Origin of the sequence: Burkholderia sp. MSMB2157WGS (assembly GCF_001532755.1) — a bacterium.
Classification (GTDB): domain Bacteria; phylum Pseudomonadota; class Gammaproteobacteria; order Burkholderiales; family Burkholderiaceae; genus Burkholderia.
The window spans coordinates 199,688-221,309 of sequence record NZ_LPJG01000025.1 but is presented as its reverse complement, the minus strand read 5'-3'; the positions used below and the strand labels follow the sequence as shown (position 1 = coordinate 221,309).

Annotated in this window: 13 protein-coding genes; 3 read left to right on the top strand and 10 right to left on the bottom strand. The window is 71.3% G+C overall.

Annotated features, from left to right (window positions below; genetic code table 11):
* Position 1: 1 nt before the first annotated feature.
* Complete coding sequence (locus WT53_RS15955) at positions 2 to 9,676, bottom strand: non-ribosomal peptide synthetase (RefSeq protein WP_060260749.1); 9,675 nt, start codon at positions 9,674 to 9,676, stop codon at positions 2 to 4.
* A gap of 270 nt (positions 9,677 to 9,946) precedes the next feature.
* Here WT53_RS15955 and WT53_RS15950 point away from each other — a divergent pair, with 270 nt between their 5' ends.
* Positions 9,947 to 11,692, top strand: coding sequence for a cyclic peptide export ABC transporter (locus WT53_RS15950; RefSeq protein ID WP_060260562.1), 1,746 nt, complete (start codon positions 9,947 to 9,949; stop codon positions 11,690 to 11,692).
* Positions 11,693 to 11,883: 191 nt separating this feature from the next.
* On the opposite strand, the gene WT53_RS15945 is transcribed toward WT53_RS15950, so the two are convergent.
* The 7 genes from WT53_RS15945 to WT53_RS15915 all read right to left on the bottom strand — a co-directional run bounded on the left by WT53_RS15945 (position 11,884) and on the right by WT53_RS15915 (position 18,685).
* Positions 11,884 to 12,906, bottom strand: a complete 1,023-nt coding sequence (locus WT53_RS15945) for an ABC transporter substrate-binding protein (protein WP_060260559.1) — start codon at positions 12,904 to 12,906, stop codon at positions 11,884 to 11,886.
* Positions 12,903 to 13,703: a siderophore-iron reductase FhuF gene (fhuF, locus tag WT53_RS15940; protein WP_059785687.1), complete on the bottom strand. Its 801-nt coding sequence runs from the start codon at positions 13,701 to 13,703 to the stop codon at positions 12,903 to 12,905. The genes WT53_RS15945 and fhuF overlap by 4 nt, the downstream gene beginning before the upstream one ends.
* Positions 13,700 to 15,790, bottom strand: coding sequence for a Fe(3+)-hydroxamate ABC transporter permease FhuB (fhuB, locus tag WT53_RS15935; protein WP_060260556.1), 2,091 nt, complete (start codon positions 15,788 to 15,790; stop codon positions 13,700 to 13,702). Before fhuB ends, fhuF begins: the two co-directional genes overlap by 4 nt.
* The gene (locus tag WT53_RS15930; protein ID WP_034207281.1) at positions 15,787 to 16,635 is read right to left on the bottom strand and encodes an ABC transporter ATP-binding protein; all 849 of its coding nucleotides are present in this window, start codon (positions 16,633 to 16,635) and stop codon (positions 15,787 to 15,789) included. Before WT53_RS15930 ends, fhuB begins: the two co-directional genes overlap by 4 nt.
* Positions 16,632 to 17,642 carry a TauD/TfdA family dioxygenase gene (locus WT53_RS15925; RefSeq protein WP_059785680.1) on the bottom strand — a complete coding sequence of 337 codons (1,011 nt, stop codon included), beginning with the start codon at positions 17,640 to 17,642 and terminating at the stop codon, positions 16,632 to 16,634. Before WT53_RS15925 ends, WT53_RS15930 begins: the two co-directional genes overlap by 4 nt.
* 46 nt (positions 17,643 to 17,688) lie before the next feature.
* The gene (locus WT53_RS15920; protein ID WP_006476052.1) at positions 17,689 to 17,931 is read right to left on the bottom strand and encodes an MbtH family NRPS accessory protein; all 243 of its coding nucleotides are present in this window, start codon (positions 17,929 to 17,931) and stop codon (positions 17,689 to 17,691) included.
* An 85-nt stretch (positions 17,932 to 18,016) separates the two neighbouring features.
* On the bottom strand, positions 18,017 to 18,685 hold the full coding sequence (locus WT53_RS15915; protein WP_059785676.1) for an RNA polymerase factor sigma-70: 669 nt from the start codon (positions 18,683 to 18,685) through the stop codon (positions 18,017 to 18,019).
* Positions 18,686 to 18,978: 293 nt separating this feature from the next.
* Between WT53_RS15915 and WT53_RS15910 the strand changes: the two genes are divergently transcribed.
* Positions 18,979 to 19,224, top strand: a complete 246-nt coding sequence (locus WT53_RS15910) for a hypothetical protein (RefSeq protein WP_060260553.1) — start codon at positions 18,979 to 18,981, stop codon at positions 19,222 to 19,224.
* 43 nt (positions 19,225 to 19,267) lie between these two features.
* The gene (locus WT53_RS33865) at positions 19,268 to 19,405 is read left to right on the top strand and encodes an HHHH-motif protein (RefSeq protein WP_014897078.1); all 138 of its coding nucleotides are present in this window, start codon (positions 19,268 to 19,270) and stop codon (positions 19,403 to 19,405) included.
* 74 nt (positions 19,406 to 19,479) lie between these two features.
* On the opposite strand, the gene WT53_RS15905 is transcribed toward WT53_RS33865, so the two are convergent.
* Together WT53_RS15905 and WT53_RS15900 are read right to left on the bottom strand one after the other, a co-directional pair.
* Complete coding sequence (locus WT53_RS15905) at positions 19,480 to 20,859, bottom strand: ATP-binding protein (protein ID WP_060260549.1); 1,380 nt, start codon at positions 20,857 to 20,859, stop codon at positions 19,480 to 19,482.
* Positions 20,856 to 21,521 (bottom strand): response regulator transcription factor, encoded by a 666-nt coding sequence (locus WT53_RS15900; protein ID WP_034207275.1) that lies wholly within the window; start codon positions 21,519 to 21,521, stop codon positions 20,856 to 20,858. The genes WT53_RS15905 and WT53_RS15900 overlap by 4 nt, the downstream gene beginning before the upstream one ends.
* Positions 21,522 to 21,622 lie beyond the last annotated feature (101 nt).

Here is a 21,622-nt window from a genome sequence, read left to right as displayed (position 1 = left end):
CTTATTGGGTTTCCAGTTCGCCGAGCAGCGCGTCGATCGCGCTTGCCGCATCGGTTGCGCCGCGTGCCGCGCAGGCCGCGTCGATCGCTTGCGCGCAGCGCGCCAGCGTGCGCGTGTCGAACAGCGTGCGCAGCGGCAGCGCGAGCCCCCAGTGCAGGTTGGCCTGCGCGTGGGCCTGCGTCGCGAGCAGCGAGTGGCCGCCGAGCAGGAAGAAATCGCCGTCGCGACCGATCGCGTCCACGTGCAGCACGCGCTGCCAGATTTGCGCGAGCGCACGCTCGGTATCGGTTGCGAGTTCGACGGCTTCGGCCACTTCACGCACCGGCGCGGGCAGCGCATGGCGGTCGCACTTGCCGTTCGGCGTGACGGGCAATGCATCGAGTTCGATCAGCTGCGACGGCACCATGTACGCCGGCAGTTGCGCACGCAGCGCGTCGAGCAACGCCGCGCGGTCGAGCGGACCCGCGTCGCCGCGGGCGACGTAGCCGATCAGTTGCTCGTCGCGCACGATCACGACCGCGTCGTTGACGCCCGGCGCCGCGCGCAGCAGCGCCTCGATCTCGCCCGGCTCGATTCGCTGGCCGCGCAGCTTCACCTGCGTGTCGACACGGCCGAGGTAGTCGAGCGCGCCGTCCGCGCGCCGGCGTGCGAGGTCACCGGTGCGGTACATGCGGCCCCCCGGCACGAACGGATCGGGCACGAAGCGCTCGGCGGTCAGCGCCGGACGGCCGAGATAGCCGCGTGCGAGGCCCGCGCCCGCGAGATACAGTTCGCCGGTCGCGCCGGCCGGCACCGGCTGCCACGCGGCATCGAGCACGTGCAGTTGCAGGTTCGCGATCGGATGGCCGATCGGCACCGCGACCGCATGCGCGTCGTCGGGGCCGCAGGTCCAGTGCGACACGTCGATCGCGGCTTCGGTCGGCCCGTACAGGTTCACGAGCGTCGCGTTCGGCAAGAGGCGCGCCATCTTCGCGACGAGTTCGGGCGCCAGCGCCTCCCCGCTCGCGACGATCAGGCGCACGCTGTCGCATTGCGCGGCGGCCGAGAAGTCGTCGAGATACGCGGCGAACGCCGCGAGCATCGACGGCACGAAATGCAGCACCGTCACGCCGTGCGCGTGGATCGCGGCGGCCAGACGCGCCGGATCGCGGTGGTCGCCCGGCGCCGCGATCGCGAGCTTCGCGCCGATCGCGAGCGGCCACACGAATTCCCACACCGACACGTCGAAGCCGAACGGCGTCTTGTGCAGCACGACGTCGTCGCGCGTCAGCCGGTACGCGTGCTGCATCCACGCGATCCGGTTCGCGAGCGCGCCGTGCGTGTTGCCGGCGCCCTTCGGCTTGCCGGTCGAGCCGGACGTGTAGATCAGGTACGCGAGCTGCGCGTCGTCGATCGCGGCGGCATCATCGTCGGTATCGCCCGCTTCGTCGGCCAGCAGGTCCGCGACCGTCAGCAGTTGCGTCCCGGCGCCCTCGCCCAGCGCGGCCTCGACCTGTTCGCGCAGATGCGCCTGCGTGATCGCGACGGCCGGCCGCGCGTCGCGCAGCAGGTACGCAATGCGCTCGGCCGGATAGTCGGGATCGACCGGCAGATACGCGGCGCCGGCCTTCAGCACGCCGACGAGCGCCATCACCATGTCGAACGAGCGCTCGACGCACAACGCGACCGGCGTATCGGGCTGCACGCCCCGCCGGCGCAGCGCGGCGGCAATGCGCGACGTCGCGGCGTCGAGTTCGCGATAGGTCGCGCGCTGCACATGGCCGTGAGCGTCCGCGTATTCGAGCGCGGTCGCGTCGGGCGTCGCCCGTGCCGCGTCGCCGAATTGCAGGTGCAGCGGTTGCCGTCGTGCCACCGGCCAGGTACGCGCGGTGTCCTGCGCACGCGTCAGCGCATCGCGGGTCGCATCGTCGGCGATCGACAGCGTGCCGAGCCGCGCGTCGGGCGTCCGGGCCAGCGCATCGAGCGCGCAGGCGAAGGCGCGGTGCCAGGTCTCGACCTGACGCGCGTCGATGCGCGCGGTGTCGTAGCCGTAGTCGATCGTCAGTTCGACGCCGGTTTCGATCACGAGCGTCAGCGCGAAATCGGTCGCTTCGATGCTGCGTACGCCGCTCAACGCCAGCCCGCGCGGATCGGCATCGCGCGCGGTGTCGTCCACCGGATAGTTCTCGAATACGACGAGCGTATCGAACAGTGCGCCGCCCGCCCCGCGCGCCCAGCGCTGGATGTCGGCGAGCGGCGTGTGCGCGTGTTCGGCGGCGGCCGCGTTCTCGCGTTGCAGCGTGTGCAGCCAGTCGGCCGCCCGTTGCTGCGGCGCCGGCGCGGTGATCACCGGCAGCGTGTTGATGAAAAGACCGAGCACTGAGTCGACGTCCGCGAGCGCATCGGGACGGCCCGCGACGGTCGCGCCGAACGCGACGGCCGGCTGGTGCGTCATCCGCTGCAGCGCGAGCGCCCATGCGCCCTGCACCAGCGTGTTGACGGTCAGTTTCAACGCGCGGGCGGTCTGCGCGACGCGCATCGTCGTGTCGGCGTCGAGCGTCGCGCGCCACGTGACCATCTCGGCATCCGCGCGGTCGGCCGTGCGTTCCGCGATCAGCGTGGGCGCATCGAGCCGCGCCAGGCGCTCGGTCCAGAAGCGCTCGTCGGCGTCGCGCTCGCGCGTGCCGAGCCACGCGATGAAGTCGCGATAGCGCAGCGCCGGACGGCTCGCGAACGGCGACACGGCGTCGGGGTCGCGGTAGTCGCGCAGCACGTCGGCGAGCAGCCGCGCGGTGCTCCAGCCGTCGAGCAGCACGTGGTGACGCGTCCATACGACGCGCCATGCGTCGTCCGTCACGCGGATCAGCGTGAGCCGCATCAGCGGCGGCTCGCGCCAGTCGAAGCCGCGTGCGCGATCGGCCGCGAGCCACGCGTCGAAATCGGCGTCGAGCGTGTCGCCGCGCGTGCGCCAGTCGAGCTGCTCGACCGGCATGCGCGCGTGACGATGCACGCACTGCAGCGGCGCGGCTTCGTCGGGCATCACGCTCGTGCGCAGGATGTCGTGACGCGCGACGGATGCGTCGAACGCGGCCGCGAGCCGGTCGGCGTCGAGCGCCGTTGCGGTCGCGACGAGCTGGTTCACGTAGCTCGCGTGGCCGGGCGCGAACAGCGCATGGAACAGGATGCCCTGCTGCATCGGCGACAGCGGATACACGTCGTCGATCGCGCGCCAGTCGAGCGGTGCGCGCTCGATCGCGGCCTGCGTGAGACCGGCCGCCTGCGCGAGCGGGAAATCGCCCGGCGTCGCGCCGCCGCCGCGATGCGCGACGCGCGACGCGCAGGCATCGACGAGTTCGCGCAGCGCGAGCGCGAAACGTTCGGCGCACGCGTCGATCGTCGCGCGTTCGAATTGCGGCACACCGTAGACCCAGTGAACCTTCAGCGTGCGCGCGCCGTCGCCGTCCGCGTCGAGGTACGCATGGATCGCGAGCGTATTGCCGAGCGGGCCCTGCGGGTCGCGCTCGACGCCGGTGCCGCCGAAACGCGGGACGAGCAGTGCATCGCGCGGCGCGTCGAACTGGCCGAGATAGTTGAACGTGACGCGCGGGCGCGGCACGGCGGCCAGCGTCGCGCGCGTCGCCGTATCGCCATGGTGAGTGAGCACGCCGAAGCCGAGCCCCTTGTGCGGCACCGCGCGCAGCGTGTCCTTGACCGCGCACAGCGTGTCGCGGGCCGTCGCTTCGACCGGCAGCGTCACCGGGTAATGACTCGTCAGCCAGCCGATCGTGCGGCTGGCATCCGCGTCGTCGAACAGCGCTTCGCGGCCGTGCCCTTCCAGTTCGACCCGGCACGATGCGGCGCCGCGCGCGCCGGCCAGCGCCAGCGCGAGCGCCGCGCCGAGCAGCTCGATCGTCTGCGTGCGATAGGCCGCGTGCGCGTCGGTCAGCGCGGCGCGGGTCAATGCCGCGTCGATCGTCTGCACGACGACGGCCGCGTCGGCGTTCGTCGCCGCTGCATCGGGGTGATCGGGCACGATGTCGTCGCCCTGCGCCATGCCGGCCCAGTAGGCGGCTTCGGCGGCGAACGGCGACGCCGGTTCCGTTGCGGCGCGGGCGAGCCGGGCGGCCCACACGTCCGCGCGCAGGCCCGGTTGCGACAGGCGGATCGGCGTGCGCTCGCATGCGGCGCGATAAGCGGTGTCCAGGTCGTCGAGCAGGATTCGCCACGACACGCCGTCGACGATCGCATGGTGAATCGCGAGATAGAGCCGCGTCGAACCGTTCGGCAGCCGTGCCGCGCACGCGCACGCGAGCGGCCCGCTGCCGAGGTCGAGACGGCGTTGCAGCGCGTCGAAGCGCGCCAGCGCGTCGGCTTCGTCGCGCGCGGCGACTTCGACGAACGGCAGCGCGTCGTACGGCTTCGCCGCATCGCTCGCGTGCCACGTGCCATCCGCGCCGCGCGCGAAGCGCTGACGGAACGCGTCGTGATGCGTGAGCAGCGCGTCGAATGCGCGGGCGAACGCGTCCGCGTCGAACGCGCCGCGCACATCGAACGACACCGCCTGGTTCCAGTGGCCGCGGTGCGGGATATCGAGCGCGAAGAAGCGTTGCTGCGCGGGCGTCAGGATCGACGTGGCAGCCGGCAGCGCGACGGCAGTCGCGTCCGCGCTTGCTGGCCGGGCGGCGATGGCCGTGTCGTCCGTTTTCGCGATGCGTGCGAGTTCGGCGACGGTCGGCCCGTCGAACAGCTGTTTCGGCGTGAAGCGCACGCCGCGCTTGCGCGCACGGGCGATCACCTGCAGCACGAGGATCGAATCGCCGCCGAGTTCGAAGAAATTGTCGTCGCGGCCGACTTTCGGCGCCTTCAGCACGGCCTGCCAGACGTCGGCGAGCACCGTTTCGACCGCGCCCTGCGGCGCGTCGCCGGACGCAACCGCGACCGGCACGGCCGCCCGCTCGCGCAATGCCGCGCGATCGATCTTGCCGTTCGCCGTCACGGGCAGGCGCGCCAGCGCGACGAATTGCGCGGGCACCATGTAGTCGGGCAGCGTCGCGGCGAGCGCGGCGCGCATCGCGGCCTCGTCGAATGTCGCGCCGTCGCGCATCACGACGAACGTCGCGAGCCGCAGGCGGCCATCGTGCTCGATCGCGAGCGTTTCGGCCTGCGCGATCGGGCCGGCCGCGCGCACGGCCGCACTCACCTCGCCCGGCTCGACGCGGTAGCCGCGAATCTTCACCTGGTCGTCGATACGGCCGAGGAAGACGAGGCGGCCGTCCGCGCGCAACCGCACGCGATCGCCCGTGCGATACAGCCGCGCGCCGGGCGTGAACGGATCGGGCACGAAGCGTTCGGCGGTTTGCGCCGGGCGTCCGAGATAGCCGCGTGCGACGCCCGGCCCGCCCAGATACAGCTCGCCCGTCGCGCCGGCCGGCACGCACGCGCCGAACGCGTCGAGCACTAGCGCGCGCGCATTCGGCAGCGGTACGCCGAGCGGTACGCCGCTCGCGGGATCGCGCGCGCCGGCGGCGATCGACGCCGTGTCGCATGCGATCGCGCCGACCGTCGCTTCGGTCGGCCCGTAATGGTTGATCACGCGGCAGGCAGGCGCGAGCGCGGCGAGCCGCGCGACCAGCGCCCACGTGAGCGTTTCGCCGCCCGTGACGAGCGCGTGGCGCGGCAGCACGTCGGCCGGCGCGCGCGCATCGAGCAGCGCCTGCAGATGGCTCGGCACGATCTTCAGCACGCCGACGTCGCGACGGCGCATTTCGTCGGCGAACAGATCCGGATCGAACGCGCACGCGGCCGGCAGCAGGTGCAGCGTGCGGCCCGCGCACAACGCGCCGAACAGCGTCGTGTGGCCGAGATCGGCCGCAACGGTCGACACCATCGCGAACGACGCATCGGGTGCGAATGCGAATTCGTCGAGCATCCCCTGCACGTAGTCGGCCAGCGCGCCGTGCGAGACGACGACGCCCTTCGGCGCGCCGGTCGAGCCCGACGTATAGATCAGGTACGCGCCCTGTTCCGGGTGCGGCGCGACGCGCACGCCGGCCGCATGGGCGAGCGTCGCGTCCTGCACGAGCGCGTCGACGTCGAGCGGCTGCGCGTCGAGGCCCGCCGGCCACGCGGCCGGCTCCGCGACGAGCGCCCAGCGCGCGCCGCAGTCGGCCGCCGCCGCGGCGAGTCGCGCGGCCGGCTGCGCGGGATCGAGCAGCACGGCCAGCGCGCCGGCTTTCAGCGCGCCGAGCAGACCGACGACGAAACGCGCCGAGCGCTCGATGCAGACGACGACGGCCGCTTCGGCGCCCACGCCGCGTTGCGCCAACGCCCGCGCGATGCGGTTCGATGCGTCGTCGAGCTCGGCGAACGTCAGCGATGCCGACGCGTCGGAAAGCGCGATGCGATGCGGATACGCGGCCGCCTGCCGGGCGAATGCGGCGACGACGTCGGCATGCTCGACTTGCAGCGCACGGCCGTCGCGCGGCTGGCGCGTCGCGGCCGATGCGTCGCACGGCAGCGTGGCCGTCGTGTGCTGCGGATCGTGCGCGGCCGCGCCGACGAGCGCCGCATAGCTGTCGAGCCATGCGCGCGCGGTATCGGCATCGATGCAGTCGGTCGCATAGGCCGCGACCAGTTCGATTCCGTTCGCGTCGTCGGTGAAATCCAGCGCGAAGTCGAAGCGCGCGGCGAGATCGGGCCCCGGCGTCGCGACCGCCGTGGCGCCCGGCAGCACGCTGTCGTGCCGTGCGTCGAACTGCTGCGCGAACTTCACCCGCAGCCATTCGTCGCCGCGCTTGACGGGCGGTTTCACGGCGTCGACGACGCGCTCGAACGGCACGTCCTGGTGCGCGACCGCGTCGAGCGCCGCGGTGCGCGCCGCGTCGACGAGCGCGCGGAACGGCAGCGTCGGCGCCACGCGTACGCGCAGCGCGACCGTATTCAGGAAAAGCCCCAGCAACGCACGCGTTTCGGGGCGCTGGCGATGCGCGACCGGCACCGCGACGACGACGTCCGTTTCGCCGGTCAGGCGCGACAGCCACGCGCCGAGCGCGGCCAGCAGCACCGTGAAGACGGTGGCCCGTGCGTCGCGTGCGAGCTGCCGCACGTCGGCTGCGACCGCGTCGGGCAGGCGCACCGACACGCGCGCGCCGTGCAGCGTGCGTACCGCGCCCGGCTGGCGGTCGACCGGCAGCGCGAGCGGGCCCGGCACGTCGCGCAACGCGCCGCGCCAGTAGTCGAGCTGGCGCGCGCCCTCGCCGCCGGCCAGCATGTCGCGCTGCCAGGCCGCGTAGTCGGCGTACTGGATCGGCAATTCGGGCAGCGACGGTTCGCGGCCTTCGGCATACGCGCGGTACGCAGCCGACAGTTCGTCGAATGCGCAGCGCGAGCTCCAGCCATCGGTGATCGCGTGATGCGCGGTCAGCAGCAGGCGGTGACGATCGTCGGCGAGCGCGATCAGCGTCGCGCGCAGCAGCGGGCCGCGCGCGAGGTCGAACGGTTCGGCCGCGTCGCGCTCGGCGAGACGGGCGGCTTGCGCGTCGCGGGTGGCCGGCGGCTGGTCGCGCAGGTCGACCGCGGCGATCGGCACCGGCAGATGCGCATGAATCCGCTGCATCACGACACCGTCGTCGTTGTCGACGAGCGTCGTGCGCCAGGCTTCATGACGGCCGATCACGTGATCGAGCGCACGCTGCAGCGCGTCGCGGTCGAGCACGCCGTCGATCGTCCAGTGTGCGGCGATGTGATACGCGGCGCTTGCGTCGCGCGTTTGCGCGAGCACCCAGAAACGTTGCTGTGCGAGCGACGCCGCACGGTCGACGTGCGGCGCACCCTGCGCACCCGGCGCCGCCGCATCGGCCGTCGCACGGCGCGCGGCAATCGCGGCCACCGGTTCGCCGGTCTCGCGTTCCGCCCGGTCGAGCGTTGCGGCCAGTTCGGCGAGCGCAGGATCGGCGAACAGCGTATCGAGCCGCAGATTCACGCGCACGGTGGCGCGGATCGCGGCCTGCAACTGCATCGCGGCGAGCGAATCGGCGCCCAGCGCGAAGAAGCGATCGTCGCGCGACGGCGCGACGTCGAGGCCCAGCAGCGTCTGCCAGAGGCTCGCGATCTGCCGCTCGGTCGGCGTGCGCGGCGCATCGCCCGCGGCTTGCGCCGTGTCGCGCGCGGCGGCGATCCGCTCACGCAGCGCGGCACGGTCGAGCTTGCCGTTCAGCGTGTACGGCAGCGCATCGCAACGCACGAACCGATGCGGCTGCCACGCGGCCGGCAAGTGCGCGGCCACGTGCGCCTTCAATGCGGCATCGTCGGCCGCCGCGCGCAGCGCGACGCACGCGATCAGCCGCGTCGGCCCATTGGCGGTTTCGGCCACCACGGCCGCGTCGGCCACGGCCGGGTGCGCGCGCAGGCATGCGGCGATTTCCGCCGGCTCCACGCGCACGCCGCGCACCTGAACCTGATCGTCGAGGCGCCCGAGATAGTCGAACGCGCCGTCGTCGCGCTGGCGTGCGAGGTCGCCGGTGCGATAGACGCGCGCACCGGGTTCGCCGTGCGCATCGGGAATGAAACGTTCGGCCGTGAGCGCCGCGCGACCGTGATAACCGCGTGCGACGCAGACGCCGCCGAGCAGCAACTCGCCCACGCCATCGGCTGCAGCGCCGTCGATGCGCGCCACGCGCGGGCCGATCGCGCGGCCGATCGGCAGCGACGCATACGCGTCGTCCGCGGCCAGCGCCGGCGTTTCGCCCGGCTCGACCGGCCACAGCATCGGCGAGATCACGGCCTCGGTCGGCCCGTAACCGTTGATCAGGCGGACTGCCGGGAACGTGCGGCGCACGCATTCGAACGCCTGCTGCGGCAGCGCTTCGCCGCCGAACGCGAGTACGCGCAAGGCCGGCGGCACGCCGTCGCGCGCGGCGACGGCCGCGAATTCGCGCAGGTAAGCGGGCGGAAATGCCGCGACGCTGACCGCTTCGCGCACCATCAGCGCATGCGCGGCGTCCGGCGAGAACGGCTGCGGCGGCGCGACGACGATGCCGGCGCCGACCGCGAGCGGCGCGAGCCAGCATTCGTGCGCGGCGTCGAAATTGACCGACGCGAAATGCAGCAGACGGTCGCCCGCCTCGATCGGCAGCGCGGCCGCGAGCGCGTCGCAATGCGCGGCGAGCGGCCCGTGCTCGACGACCACCGCCTTCGGCGTGCCGGTCGAGCCCGACGTATAGATCATGTACGCGGCCGAACGCGGGTGCACGGTCGTCGTGTCGTCGTCGAACGCATCGTCCTGCACGACACCCGATACGTCGGCCGTCGCGTCGAACGCGTGTTCGAACGGCGCGCCGAGCGCCGCGCGGCCGGCGGCGTCGACGATGCCGTGCCGCAGTTGCGCGTCCTGCACGATCCAGTCGAGGCGTGCGGCCGGATGGCGCGGATCGAGCGGCACGAACACGCCGCCTGCCTTGAGCACGGCCAGCAGCGCGACGAACAGTTCGCACGAACGCTCGACGCACACGCCGACCCGCACTTCGGCGCCGACGCCGGCCGCGCGCAATTGCCGGGCGAGTTGCGATGCACGTGCGTCGAGCGCACCGCGCGACAGGCGCAGGTCGTTCTGGAAAGGCACCGCGATCGCGGGTGCGTCGGGCGCGATGCGCGCCAGTGCGCGGATTCGGTGATGCAGCGCAGTCGGGAAACTCGTCATGTGCGTGAAGTCCTTCGGTCCGGCCGCTTCGGCCAAGTCTCGGGGCCGCTTGGGGCGGCTTCACTGGTGTGACGAACGACGCGGCCGATTTTTTACCGTTTTGCCCGCAAAGTGCGCGCGACCGTTTTTTTGACGATCGGGCTAAATATTTGCGCGGCCCGTTCGTCTATCAGGGAGGAACGCCGCAACGGGGCCGGTCCCGCCCGCTGCGTTCGCGCCGGATTTGCCGTTTTCGCGTTATTGCCTGCCTTCCCTTTACCGACGTTGCCGATGACAGCCGCCCACGAGCCTTCTTCCCCGCCGTCCCTCGACGCTTCCCCCGCCCGCCCCGCGGCGCGCCTGATCCTTGCGCTGCTGCGCGAAAGCCGCGTGTCGCTCGCGCTGGCGCTCACCGCGTGCGTGCTGAACGGCGTCGCGAGCGTGCTGCTCGTCGCGACGCTGAACCGCGCGCTGTCCCAACCGGCGGCAGCCGATGCATCGCTCGCGTGGCGCTTCGCGCTGTGCGCGGTGATCGCGCTCGTCACGCGGATCGTGTCGGGCACGCTGTTTGCCCGCCTGTCGCAGGACACGATGGCGCGGCTGCGCGTGCATCTGGCGCGGCGCGTCGGCGCGGCCGAATTGCGCGACATCGAGCGAATCGGCGCCGCCCCCGTGCAGTCGGTGCTGACCGACGACGCGACCAACGTGTCGATGCTGTTCTTCGCGTTGCCGAACCTGGTCATGCACGGCTCGATCGTGTTCGGCTGCCTCGGCTATCTGGCGTGGCTGTCCTGGCCCGTGTGCGTGCTGGCGCTGGCCGCGATCGTCGCCGGCTCGCTCGGCTATCACACCGGCGACCGCCGCGCGATCGCATCGCTCGAAGCCGCGGGCCACGCGCAGGACCGCCTGTTCGGCTATCTCGGCTCGCTGTTCTCCGGCGCGAAGGAGCTGAAGCTGCACGATGCGCGCGCACGCCAGTTCGTCGACGGCCAGCTCGGCGCCGCGATCGGCGAGGTGCGCGACCACCGCCGCCGCGCGTTCAGCGCGTATGCGGTCGGGGTCGGCTGGATCATCTTCCTGTTCTACGTGTTTCTCGGCATCGCGTCGTTCTGGCCGCAGCTCGGCGTGCATGCCGACCCGGCCGCGGCCGCCGGCTACGTCGTCGTGTTCCTGTTCATGCTCGTGCCGCTCGACGGCCTGCTGAACAACCTGCCGACCGTCAACGCGGCGCGCGTGTCGCTCACGCGGATCGAAGGCGTGATGGCCGAATTCGGCGCGCTGCGCACGGTGCCGCCCGCGGCCGATGCGCCCGACGTGCCGCCGGCCGGCGCCGTCACGCTGCGCGGCGTCACGCACGCGTATTTCCACGAGCGCGACGAACGGATGTTCAGCATCGGGCCGATCGACCTGACGATCAGGCCGGGCGAGCTCGTGTTCATCGTCGGCGGCAACGGCAGCGGCAAGACGACGCTCGCCAAGGTGCTGACGGGGCTCTACGAGCCCGAGCAAGGCACGATCGAGGTCGACGGCCGCACGATCGGCTGGCGCGAGCGCGCGGCCTACCGGCAGCGCTTCAGCGCGGTGTTCAACGATTTCCATCTGTTCGATGCGCTGCTCGGCATCGTCGACCCCGACGATCCGTCGCGCGCGCAGGCCGACGCGCGGGCGAACGCGCTCGTCGCGAAACTCGCGCTCGACCACAAGGTGAAGGTGGTCGACGGCGCGTTCTCGACGCGCGCGCTGTCGACCGGGCAGCGCAAGCGGCTCGCGCTCGTCGTCGCGTATCTGGAGGATCGTCCGTTCTACCTGTTCGACGAATGGGCGGCCGACCAGGATCCGTCGTTCAAGGCCGTGTTCTACGAGCAATTGCTGCCCGAGCTGCGCGCGCGCGGCAAGGCCGTGATCGTGATCACGCACGACGACCGCTACTTCGATCTCGCCGACCGTCTGCTGAAGCTCGACAACGGGCGCATCGTCAGCGACACGCAACCGGCGCGACTGCGTGCGCAGGATGGCGTCGATGCGCTGAGCGCGTAACGCGACGGTCGATCGAAAAATCGCCGACACGCTGCATTGGCAGTGTGTCGGCGATTGTCGTTTCGGCAGGGAATCGGCTCACGCGTGGAGAAGAGAAAAAGGCGGAAGCCACGCATCGTCAAGCGAACACGGCGACCTGCCAGTTCACGCGGCGGCCCCAGCGACTGCCCCCGGCGGCATCCTCCGCGCGCTCAGCGCACGGCCGGCAGCTTCAGCATCGTGTCGGTCATCACGTCGGCCAGCTTCAGCGCCGACATCGGGCCGCCGAATCCCCAGATGTTGCGCTCGATCAGCGCGATCCGGTGCGCCTTCAGCGCGGGCACGAAACGCCACACCGGCGAATCGAGTTTGGCCGACAACGGCACGTCCATCCCCGACGCGGTCACGAACAGCACGGCGAGATCGCGCTGCCGCAGCAGATCGGCCGACGTCACGTACAGCGTGCCTTCCCGCGTCGGCTTCTTCGGCCACGGATCGAGCCCGAGCGCCCGCGCGAGGCCCGCGGACGTACTGTTGCCCGTATAGGCCCAGTAACGATCGGGCAAGCCGAGATCCTGCAGCAGCGCGACGCGCTCGCCGTTACGGCCCGCGGCCGCGAGCCGCGCCGCATTGCGCGCGATGCCGGCGTCGAGTTGCGCTTCGACTGCCTGCGCGCGCGCGTCGCGCCCCGTCACCTTGCCGATCGTCCGGAAGATCTGCCGCATCCAGTCGAGCTGCGTGACCGGCACGCCGCCCTCCGACACGTTCGGGCTGAACTGGAACAGGATCGTCGGCGCGATCCGGTCGAGCGCGTCGAAGATCGGCGCATGCCGGAAACCGACGCCGATGACGAGATCCGGCTTGACCGCCGCGATCGCCTCGAGCCCGGGCTCCTGCCGCGAGCCGACGTCGGTCACGCGCGCGAGCTGCTCGCTCCGGTAGCCGAGCCAGCCCGGGTAGAACGCCGTATCGGCCATCCCGACCGGCACGATGTCGAGCGCGATCACGCTTTCCGCGAACATGAAGTCGAGCGCGACCACGCGCTGCGGCCGCACGGGCATCGTCGCGCTGGCCTGCGACACGACGGGATTGCCGGCCAACGACACGGCGCCTTGCGTACCGCTTGCGCCCCCGGCCGCGGAAACGGCGGCCGCCGATGCGGACAACGCGCCGCAGCACGCGGCGCCGAGCGCGGCGAGTGCACCGAGCGCGTGCCGGCGGCCGGGGCGCGTCACCGGATCGCGTCCTGCTCGGCCAGCGCCGCGTCGTCCATCGTCAGTAGCAGGGGGCAGCTTCCACACAGTTGCGTTTCTCCAGGAATTTCGTAGCGCAGGCAGCACACGCGGCGCGCGCGAAACGGCGTCGGCAGCAGCGGCGAGCGCGGCAGCGCGTCGCGCACGGGCATGCGCAACGGATTCGGCTCGCCGTGCACGCAGGTCGAACCGAACAGCCAGCTCGCGTCGCGAACGGGATCCGCCGCGCACGGCAGCGAACGATACGTATCGAGCAGATAGTCGAGCAGATTGCCCGCGTTGCTCCACAGCACGCGCGGCGTGACGCGCCCCATCGCCGCGAGCAGGTCGATCACCGCGCCGAGATGCGCGACGAGCCCCGCATAGCGCGGCTCGGGATCGTCGCACGGCGCACCGAGCGCATCGCTCGCGAAATACAGCGCGGCCGGCATCCCGTCGTCGAGCGCGACGAACGTGCGCTCGGGCGTCATGTCGAGCGGCCGGCCGAGCGTCAGCGCGGCGACGACGCCGGCCGGCGCCGCGCGGCCGAAATAGTATTTGCTCCACTGCGACATCAGCGCACGCGCATGCTGCGTCGGATCGCCGCCGTAATGGTCGACCATCGCGCCGAGCACGGCGTCGCGGTGCGCAGGCAACGCGCTGACGGGCACGACGATGCGGCCCGGCGCGCGTGCATCGTCGGGCATGCCGAGCCACACGACGTCGAGGTGTTCGGCGAACGGTTGCGGCGCGAACGCCGAAAAGCGCGTGGCGCGCGCGCCGTCGAGCGACGGCGTCATCGCCCCGCGCGCCGGGCGCGGCGCCCCTCGAGAATCAGCAGCCCGAGCAGGTACGGTGCGCCGATCAGCGCAGTGAGCACGCCGGCCGGCACTTCGCGCGGCGCGACGACGATGCGCGCCGCGAGATCCGCGGCGCCGAGGATCAACGCGCCGCACGCCGCCGCGAGCCACAGCCGCGTGCGATGCCGGCGCGCGCCGAGCATCGTCGCGACGTGCGGCGCCATCAGCCCGATGAAGCCGACCGGCCCGACCGCCGCGACCGCCGCGCACGCGGCAAGCGTCGCGATCGTCAGCGCGAGCGGCCGCAGCGCCGCCACCGGCAGGCCGAGCGCAGCGGCCTGGTCGTCGCCGAGCGCGAGCATGTCGAGCGGTTTCGCGAGCCACGCGAACACCGGCACCGCGAGCGCGCACCACGGCAACAGCATCGACACCTCGCCCCAACTGCGGCCATACGTGCCGCCGACGAGCCACACGACGAAGCGCGCGGGCTGCACGCTTTCCTGCGTGATCAGCCATTGCGCGAGCGTGGTCCACAACGCGCCGATCACGATGCCCGTCAGCGCGACCGCGAGCGGCGCGTAGCGATGCCGGTGATTCAGCGCGAGCGTGATCGCGAGCGACAACCCGCCGCCGATCAGCGCGGCGGCGGCAAGCGTCACGTGGCCCATCAGCGGCCACGTCGACAACGCGAACAGCGTGACGAGCCCCGCGCCCTGCGTGACGCCGAGCACTTCGGGGCCTGCGAGCGGATTGCGCACGACGCTCTGCATCGCGACACCGCTGACGGCAAGTAGCGCGCCGGCGAGCAGTGCGCACAGCAGGCGCGGCAGGCGCAGGTCGATCAGCATGCGTGCGAGCGCATCGTGACCGGACAGCGCGGCCAACCAGCGCGCGGGCGACAGCCACTCCGGCCCGGCCGACACGCCGATCAACACCACCAGCCCGCCCGTCGCGACGAACAGCGCGGTGCGCAGCGGCCAGTCGAGTCGTTCAAGCCAGCCGACGAGCCGCGTCGCGCCGCCGCCCGCCGCGCGTTCGGCATCCGCGTGCAGCACGCCCGACCACGCGGCGCCGCGCCGGATCATCGCGAGCATCAGCGGCGTACCGACCAGTGCGATCGCGACGCCGGTCGACAGCGTCGCGTCGAGGCCCGACGCGAGCACCGCGCTGTCGGTGACGAGCACGAGCGCGCCGCCGGCGAGCGCCGACAGCGGCACCAGCGCGCCGAGCCGGGCCGCGCGCGCGCCGCGCACCTGGCGCAGCAGGTTCGGCGCGACGAGGCCGACGTACGACAGCGGGCCGGCGATGCTGACGGCCACGCTCGTGAACGCGACCGCGACGATCGTCGCGGCGAGTCGCGTCGCATCGACGCGCACGCCGGCCGCGGCCGCCGCATCGTCGCCGAGCGTGAGCGGATTCAGCGGCCGGATCACGAACGGCAGCGCGATCAGCGGCACGACGAGCCAGCGCGCGGCGAGCGCGAGACCCGTCGCGCCCGGCTGGTACAGGCTGCCGTTGGTCCACAGCGCGGCGCCCGCGATGTTCTGCTCGAAGAACGCGAGCACGAGTGTCGACAGCGCGGCGAACAGCAGCATGCACACGCTGCCCGCGAGCACGAGCCGCAACGGCGTCGCGCGCCAGCCGCCCGCCGCGACGATCGCGCACGCGGCCGCGGCGAGCCCGCACACGAACAGCAGCGGCACCGACGCGACGCCCGCCAGCGCCGGCACGAGCATCGCCGCGAGCAGGCCGAGCTGGGCGCCGCCCGTCACGCCGAGCAGGTCGGGCGACGCGAGCGGATTGCGCGTGAGCGACTGGAACAGCGCGCCGGCGATGCCGAGGCAGCCGCCGGCGACGAGCGCGGCCGCGACGCGCGGCAGATTGAGATCGAACAGGAATACGTGCGCGAGCGACGCGGCATCGCTGCCGGGCGCCGCGCCCCACCACACGCGCAGATCGGGGGCAATCCGCAGCGCCGCGAGCAGCGCGATCAGCGCGACGAGGCAGAACGCGATCGCGCCGGCCCGCCCCGTCGTCGCTCCGTGGCCCGTCGCCGCGAGGCGCTTGCGCATCGCGAACGTCGTCATACGGCGAGATCCCGGTCGAAGACGCCGGCCGCCTGCGCCGCGCCGTCGGTCGACGGCCCGTAGGCCGGCACGCACATCGGTGCGCCCGTGCGCGGATGCGCGAGCTTCAGCATCTCGACGCCGAACGCCGCGCGCAGCCGCGCCGGGTCGAGCATCGCGTCGGGCGTGCCCTGCGCGACGAGGCGGCCCGCGCGCATCAGCACGATCTCGTCGCTGTACGCGGCCGCCTGGTTCAGGTCGTGCAGCACCCACACGATCGTCAGCCCGCGCGCGCGGTTCAGCGCACGCAGCGCATCGAGGATGTCGAGCTGGTGATGAATGTCGAGATAGGTCGTCGGTTCGTCGAGCAGCACGATCGGCGCCTGCTGCGCGAGCGCCATCGCGATCCACGCGCGCTGGCGCTCGCCGCCCGACAGCGCGCCGACGTCGCGCTGCGCATCGTCGGCGAGGCCGCTCGTCTCGAGCGCCTCGTCGATTGCCGCATGATCGATCCGCGACAGGCCGCGCAGGAAGCCGCCGTACGCATAGCGCCCGTACGCGACGAGCTCGCGCACCGTGAGGCCAGACGGAATCTGGTTGAACTGCGCGAGCATCGTCAGCTCGCGCGCGAGCGCGCGACGGCGAAACGATGCAAGGGGCTTGCCGTTCACTTCGACATGGCCGGCACGCGCGGGCTGCAGGCCCGCCAGCGTGCGCAGCAGCGTGCTCTTGCCGCAGCCGTTCGGCCCGCACAGCGCGGTGACGCGGCCGGCCGCGATCGACAGGTCGAGCCCGTCGATCACGACATGGTCGCGATATCCCACCGACAGCCCGCGCGCGGCAAGCGCGGCGGTACTACGCGTCATCGATCCTCCGTTCGGTCGCGCGGGACCGTGTAACTCTGCGCCATCGCGACGACGACCTTGCGCGGCCCCTCGAACGGGTCGCGTGCATGCGCGCTCAGCATGTTGTCGAGCATCAGCACGTCGCCGGTGCGCCACGGGAACACGATGCGCTGCTGGTCGAGCACCCCGCGGATCTGCGCGAGCGCGTCGGCCTCGAGCGGTTCGCCGTCGCCGTAGTACACGTTGCGCGGCACGTTCTCGAGCCCGACCGCATCGACGAGCGCTTCCTGCATGTCTTCGTCGAGCGCCGACAGGTGAAACAGGTTCGCCTGGTTGAACCAGACGCGCTCGCCCGTGCGTGGATGGCGCGCGATGGCCTGGCAGCGTTCGCGCGTGCGCAGCAGCAGTTCGCCGTCGTCGTCGGTACGCCACGCGCACTCGATGCCGCGCGCCGCGCACATCCGCTCGACCTCGGCCGGCTCGTCGGTGCCGAACGACTGCTGCCACGGCAAGTCGAGCCCTTGCCCGAAATTGCGCACGTACAGCAGCTCGCGTTTCTCGAAGCGCGCGACGAGCGCCGGATCGAGCGCACGGTACACGGCGCGGCTGTCCGCGATCGGCGTCGCCCCGCCCTTCGGCGCGGCGAGCGCGCAGTGGAACCAGATGCGCAGCGGCCATTCGCGCGTGTACGACTGTTCGTTGTGCAGCGGAATCGCGCGGTGCGGCGGGTATTCGGTCGACGTGTAGACCGCGCCTTCGACCTGGCTACGCGGCGTCGACGCGTATTCATAGCCGATCAGCGGATCGCCGAACGACGCCGCGAATTGCTGGAACGCGTCGATCGACGGCACGCGAAAGCCCGTGAACAGCACGCCGCCCGCCCGTTCGAGCGTGTCGGCCGCGATCTCGCGCGCCAGCGGCGCGACGTCGTCGATCGACATCCCGTCGTTGCCGCGCGGCGACACGACGGTGGGCAGCCCCGGCTCGATACGCAGGTCGTCGAGCGTCGGCAACGAAAGCAGGGTCATGCAAACGTCCTCTTCAGGTGAGGCGCCGCACCCGCGGCGCAGCAGGTCACGACGCGCGCGTCGCGCGCTCGCCGTCCATCGCGCGGCGCAGGCTCGCCGGGCGCATGTCGGTCCAGACGGTCTCGATGTGCGCGAGACAATCGGCCTTCGGGCCGCTCACGCCCACTTCGCGCCAGCCGGCGGGCACGGGCCGGAACGTCGGCCAGATCGAATACTGTTCTTCGTCGTTGATGACGACCGTATAGACGAGATCGTCGGTGTCGGCGGAAGGCGTCGGGGCTTGCGTCATGATCGGAAATCGCTGGGCGGTTGAAGGAGGCGAAGCGGCGGATTCGGCCGCTCCTGTCTGATAGACGGTTGACCGGCGCGTATTTTTACCGCCGCCGCGCGCGGCCGCCGAGGAACACCGGGCACGCGACGCCGCGATGGCATGCGTCGAGGCATTCCGCGCAATGGCGCTCCGCGTCGCGCACCATGAAATGCACGAGCGTCTGCGACACGTTCAGCGCGCGCGCCGCGGTCTGCAGCGTCTCCTCGCGCAGCCGCACCATCTCGAAGGCCGCACGGCTGCGCGCCGGCAGGTCGTCGAGCGCGGCCCACACGCGCCGCAGCGTATCGCGCGTCATCAGCGCGGCTTCCGGCGTCGGCTCGGGCGACGGCACGTCGAAGCCGTCGTCCTCTTCCGTGTGATAGACGTTTTCCAGGCTCTGCCGGCGGCATGCGTCGATCGACGCATTGCGCACCATCCGCGTCACGTACGCGACCGGCTGGCGCACCGCGTCCTGGTTCGGAAATTCGACGAGCTTCACGAACACGTCGTGCACGACGTCTTCCGCGCGGCTCGCGCAGCCGACGAAGCCGCGCGCGACGTTGACGAGCATCGCGCGATGGGCGATCAGCACGTCGAGCAACGCGCCCTGCGCACGGGGCTCGGACGCCCGGCGCGCACGCGGCGCGGCGCGCGGCGGCAAGTCCGGACAACTGCCGAGGAACGGGTTTGCCGCGGTCGCCGCCGGTCGGTCGAGTACTTCCGCCATGGCCATCGATCTGCTCCGTCAAATTCCGAGATAAGGAAATTTAACGTAAACGCAAATCATTCTCAATCCGATTACGTGATGACCCTTTGGACCATCAGGATTTGTCTGAACAATGGGTGGAATCGTCGTCGGCGCGCACGGGTGCGCATCCGCGCTGCGCGGACGGCCCGCACGCCGCGCACGCATGCTTTCACGTTCCTGACGAAACGCCTGCACGTGTCATCGGCGGTAGCAACTTCTTACCACGTGAAATTTTGGGGGCTCGTACGATCCACTTGCCGTTACCAAGGGAGAACGACATGAAATCCATCGTGTTATCCGCAGTCATGGTGGGCACGCTCTCGAGCGTGATGCTCGCCGGGTGCGTCGCCTACCCTGGCCCTGCCGAAGTCACGATCGGCTGGCATGGCGATCGTTACTGGGACGGAAATCGCTACTGGGAGCGCCGCGACTGGGAAGCCCGGCATCCCGGCCCGCGCGACGACCGCGATCGCCGGGATGACCGCCGTGACGACCGTCGCGACGATCAGCGGCCGCAGTGGTGATGCCGCTGCGCACTCTTGATTCATTCAACGACAGGACCTCGACATGAAGACGCTACTGAAAACCCTCACCGCCGCCGCCGTGGCCGCCGCCGTGCTCGTGCCGGCCATCGCCGAAGCGCATCCGCACCGCGTGTGTCACTTCGAGCATCACCATCACAAGGTGTGCCGCTGGGTGCGTTGAGCGTCGCGTAGCCGATGCGAGAAAGCGCCGCTTGCCGGCGCTTTTTTCGTGGTCGACGCGACGCGGCGCCCACGCTAGCGCTGCCACCGCTCCGGCGCGAGCCAGATCGGAAACGACAGGATCACCGCGAGCCCGCGCCCGTCGATACCGGACGTCACGTCGACCGCTCCGCCGTGAGACTCGGCGATGCGCGCGACCAGCGACAGGCCGATGCCGCTTCCCGGCTGCGCGGTGCCCGGCACCCGGTAGAAGCGTTCGAAGATTCGCCCGCGTTGATCGATCGGCACGCCCGGCCCGTCGTCCGCGATCCGCAATCCGACCCGCCCTGCATCCGTAACGCCATCGCATGCGATCTCGACCCGTCCGCCTTCACGGCCGTAACGCAGCGCGTTGTCGATCAGGTTGCGCACCGCGATCGCGATTTCGTTCAGGTCGCCCCACACGCATACCGGCTCGACCGCCATTCGCACCGTCTGCCCGCGCGCATGCGCGGCCGCATCGAAGTCGCTCGCGATCAGCGCAACGAGCCGTGCCAGGTCGACCGGCCCATGCTGCTCCGCACGCGAGCCGGCATCCAGCCGCGCCAGCTCGAGCAATTGCGCCGACAGCCGCGCGCTGCGCTCGACGCCCGTTGCCAGCCGGCGCAGCGCGGCGTCCTTGTCCGTCGGATCATCCGCCCGCAATGCCACTTCCGCCTGCGCCGACAACGCTGCCAGCGGAATGCGCAATTCGTGCGCCGCATCGCCGATGAAACGGCGCTCGGTATCGACGGCCTGGCTCAGCCGCGCGAGCAGCCGATTGAACGATTCGACGAGCGGCCGGAGTTCGCGCGGCAGCATCGTCAACGGCAACGGCGAAAAATCGAACGCGGCCTTGTGCTGGATCGCCCGCTGAACCTCGCGCACCGGCCCGAACGACCAGCGGATCCCCCACCAGATCGCCACGCCCAGCATCGCGAGCATCACCGCCGTATTGAACAGGCCGAGCTGCACCGCATTGCTGGCCTTCTCCTGCCAGGTCGTGGCCGGCCCGCCGGTCTGCACGTGAATCCGGCCGGCCGGATCCGACAGCGAATAGACCCGCCAGGTCTCGTCGCGTGCGATACCGCGCCCGGCGCTCACGCCGTAGCCATTGCGCATGTCCGGCTTGAGCGCCGGTCCCGGCGCATCCGCGCTGTGCATGACATTGCGGCCGTCGACCCAGATCTGGAACGCGACGTCGTATTTGCCGTACGCCGTTTTCGGCAACACCGCCTGCGTGCGCACTTCGGGCAGGCGATCGATCGTATCGGGCAACGACAACAGCAGCAGTTGCGCGGCGCCCTCGAGCAAGCCGTCGCGCCAGCCGCGCTGTTCGCGCCACAGGCCGATGCCGAGAAACGCGCCCCAGCCGGCCCAGAACACGACGACCGTCGCCATCACGGTCGCGAGCAGGCGTACGCGCAGCGACCTCATGCCGTGCCCTCCCCGACGCGATAGCCGAAGCCGTGCACCGTCACGATCAGCTCGTCGCCGAGCTTGCGCCGCAATTGATGGATGTACACCGCGATCGTGTTGCTTTCGATTGCGCCGTCGTTGCCGTACACGCGCTCCTCGAGCTGCGCCCGCGTGACGACTCGCCCTTGCCGCTCCATCAGCGCGAGCAGCGTCCGGTATTCGTGGATGCTCAACGCGACCGGTTCGCCGGCGCGCGTGACTTCCCGGCGCGCCGGATCGACATGGACATCGCGGCAGACCAGCCGCTCCGACACGCGCCCCTGGCTGCGGCGCGTCAGCGCCCGAAGCCGCGCATACAGCTCGTCCAGCTGGAACGGCTTCACGAGATAGTCGTCGGCGCCGGCGTCGAGGCCGCGAATACGGTCGCTCAACTGATCGCGCGCGGTCACGATCAGCACCGGCGTCGCATCGTAGTTCGCACGCATCGCGGCCAGCAGCGTGAAACCGGACGCGCCCGGCAGTTGCAGGTCGAGCAGCACCGCGTCGTAGTCGTGCCCGACGAGCGCGAGCCGCGCCGCCGGCACGTCGGCCGACCAGTCCGCGCGCCAGCCGTTCTGCGCGAGGCCGGCCCGCACGGCGTCGGCCAGCATCACATCGTCTTCCACTAGCAGGATATGCATCGATATCGCTCCTCGATTGGCGAGGTCGTCAGCCTGACGGACCGCGATTAAAAACTTCTTAAAGCCGAGGGGCCACGATGCGCATCGATCGCCGCATTGCC

Excerpts from the sequence above, each read along its gene's own strand:
- WT53_RS15925 (WP_059785680.1), bottom strand. The coding sequence starts at position 17,642 with ATGACCCTGCTTTCGTTGCCGACGCTCGACGACCTGCGTATCGAGCCG.
- WT53_RS15900 (WP_034207275.1), bottom strand. The coding sequence starts at position 21,521 with ATGCATATCCTGCTAGTGGAAGACGATGTGATGCTGGCCGACGCCGTG.
- WT53_RS33865 (WP_014897078.1), top strand. The coding sequence starts at position 19,268 with ATGAAGACGCTACTGAAAACCCTCACCGCCGCCGCCGTGGCCGCCGCC.
- WT53_RS15910 (WP_060260553.1), top strand. The coding sequence starts at position 18,979 with ATGAAATCCATCGTGTTATCCGCAGTCATGGTGGGCACGCTCTCGAGC.
- WT53_RS15905 (WP_060260549.1), bottom strand. The coding sequence starts at position 20,859 with ATGAGGTCGCTGCGCGTACGCCTGCTCGCGACCGTGATGGCGACGGTC.
- WT53_RS15915 (WP_059785676.1), bottom strand. The coding sequence starts at position 18,685 with ATGGCCATGGCGGAAGTACTCGACCGACCGGCGGCGACCGCGGCAAAC.
- WT53_RS15930 (WP_034207281.1), bottom strand. The coding sequence starts at position 16,635 with ATGACGCGTAGTACCGCCGCGCTTGCCGCGCGCGGGCTGTCGGTGGGA.
- WT53_RS15920 (WP_006476052.1), bottom strand. The coding sequence starts at position 17,931 with ATGACGCAAGCCCCGACGCCTTCCGCCGACACCGACGATCTCGTCTAT.
- WT53_RS15950 (WP_060260562.1), top strand. The coding sequence starts at position 9,947 with ATGACAGCCGCCCACGAGCCTTCTTCCCCGCCGTCCCTCGACGCTTCC.
- WT53_RS15955 (WP_060260749.1), bottom strand. The coding sequence starts at position 9,676 with ATGACGAGTTTCCCGACTGCGCTGCATCACCGAATCCGCGCACTGGCG.
- fhuF (WP_059785687.1), bottom strand. The coding sequence starts at position 13,703 with ATGACGCCGTCGCTCGACGGCGCGCGCGCCACGCGCTTTTCGGCGTTC.
- fhuB (WP_060260556.1), bottom strand. The coding sequence starts at position 15,790 with ATGACGACGTTCGCGATGCGCAAGCGCCTCGCGGCGACGGGCCACGGA.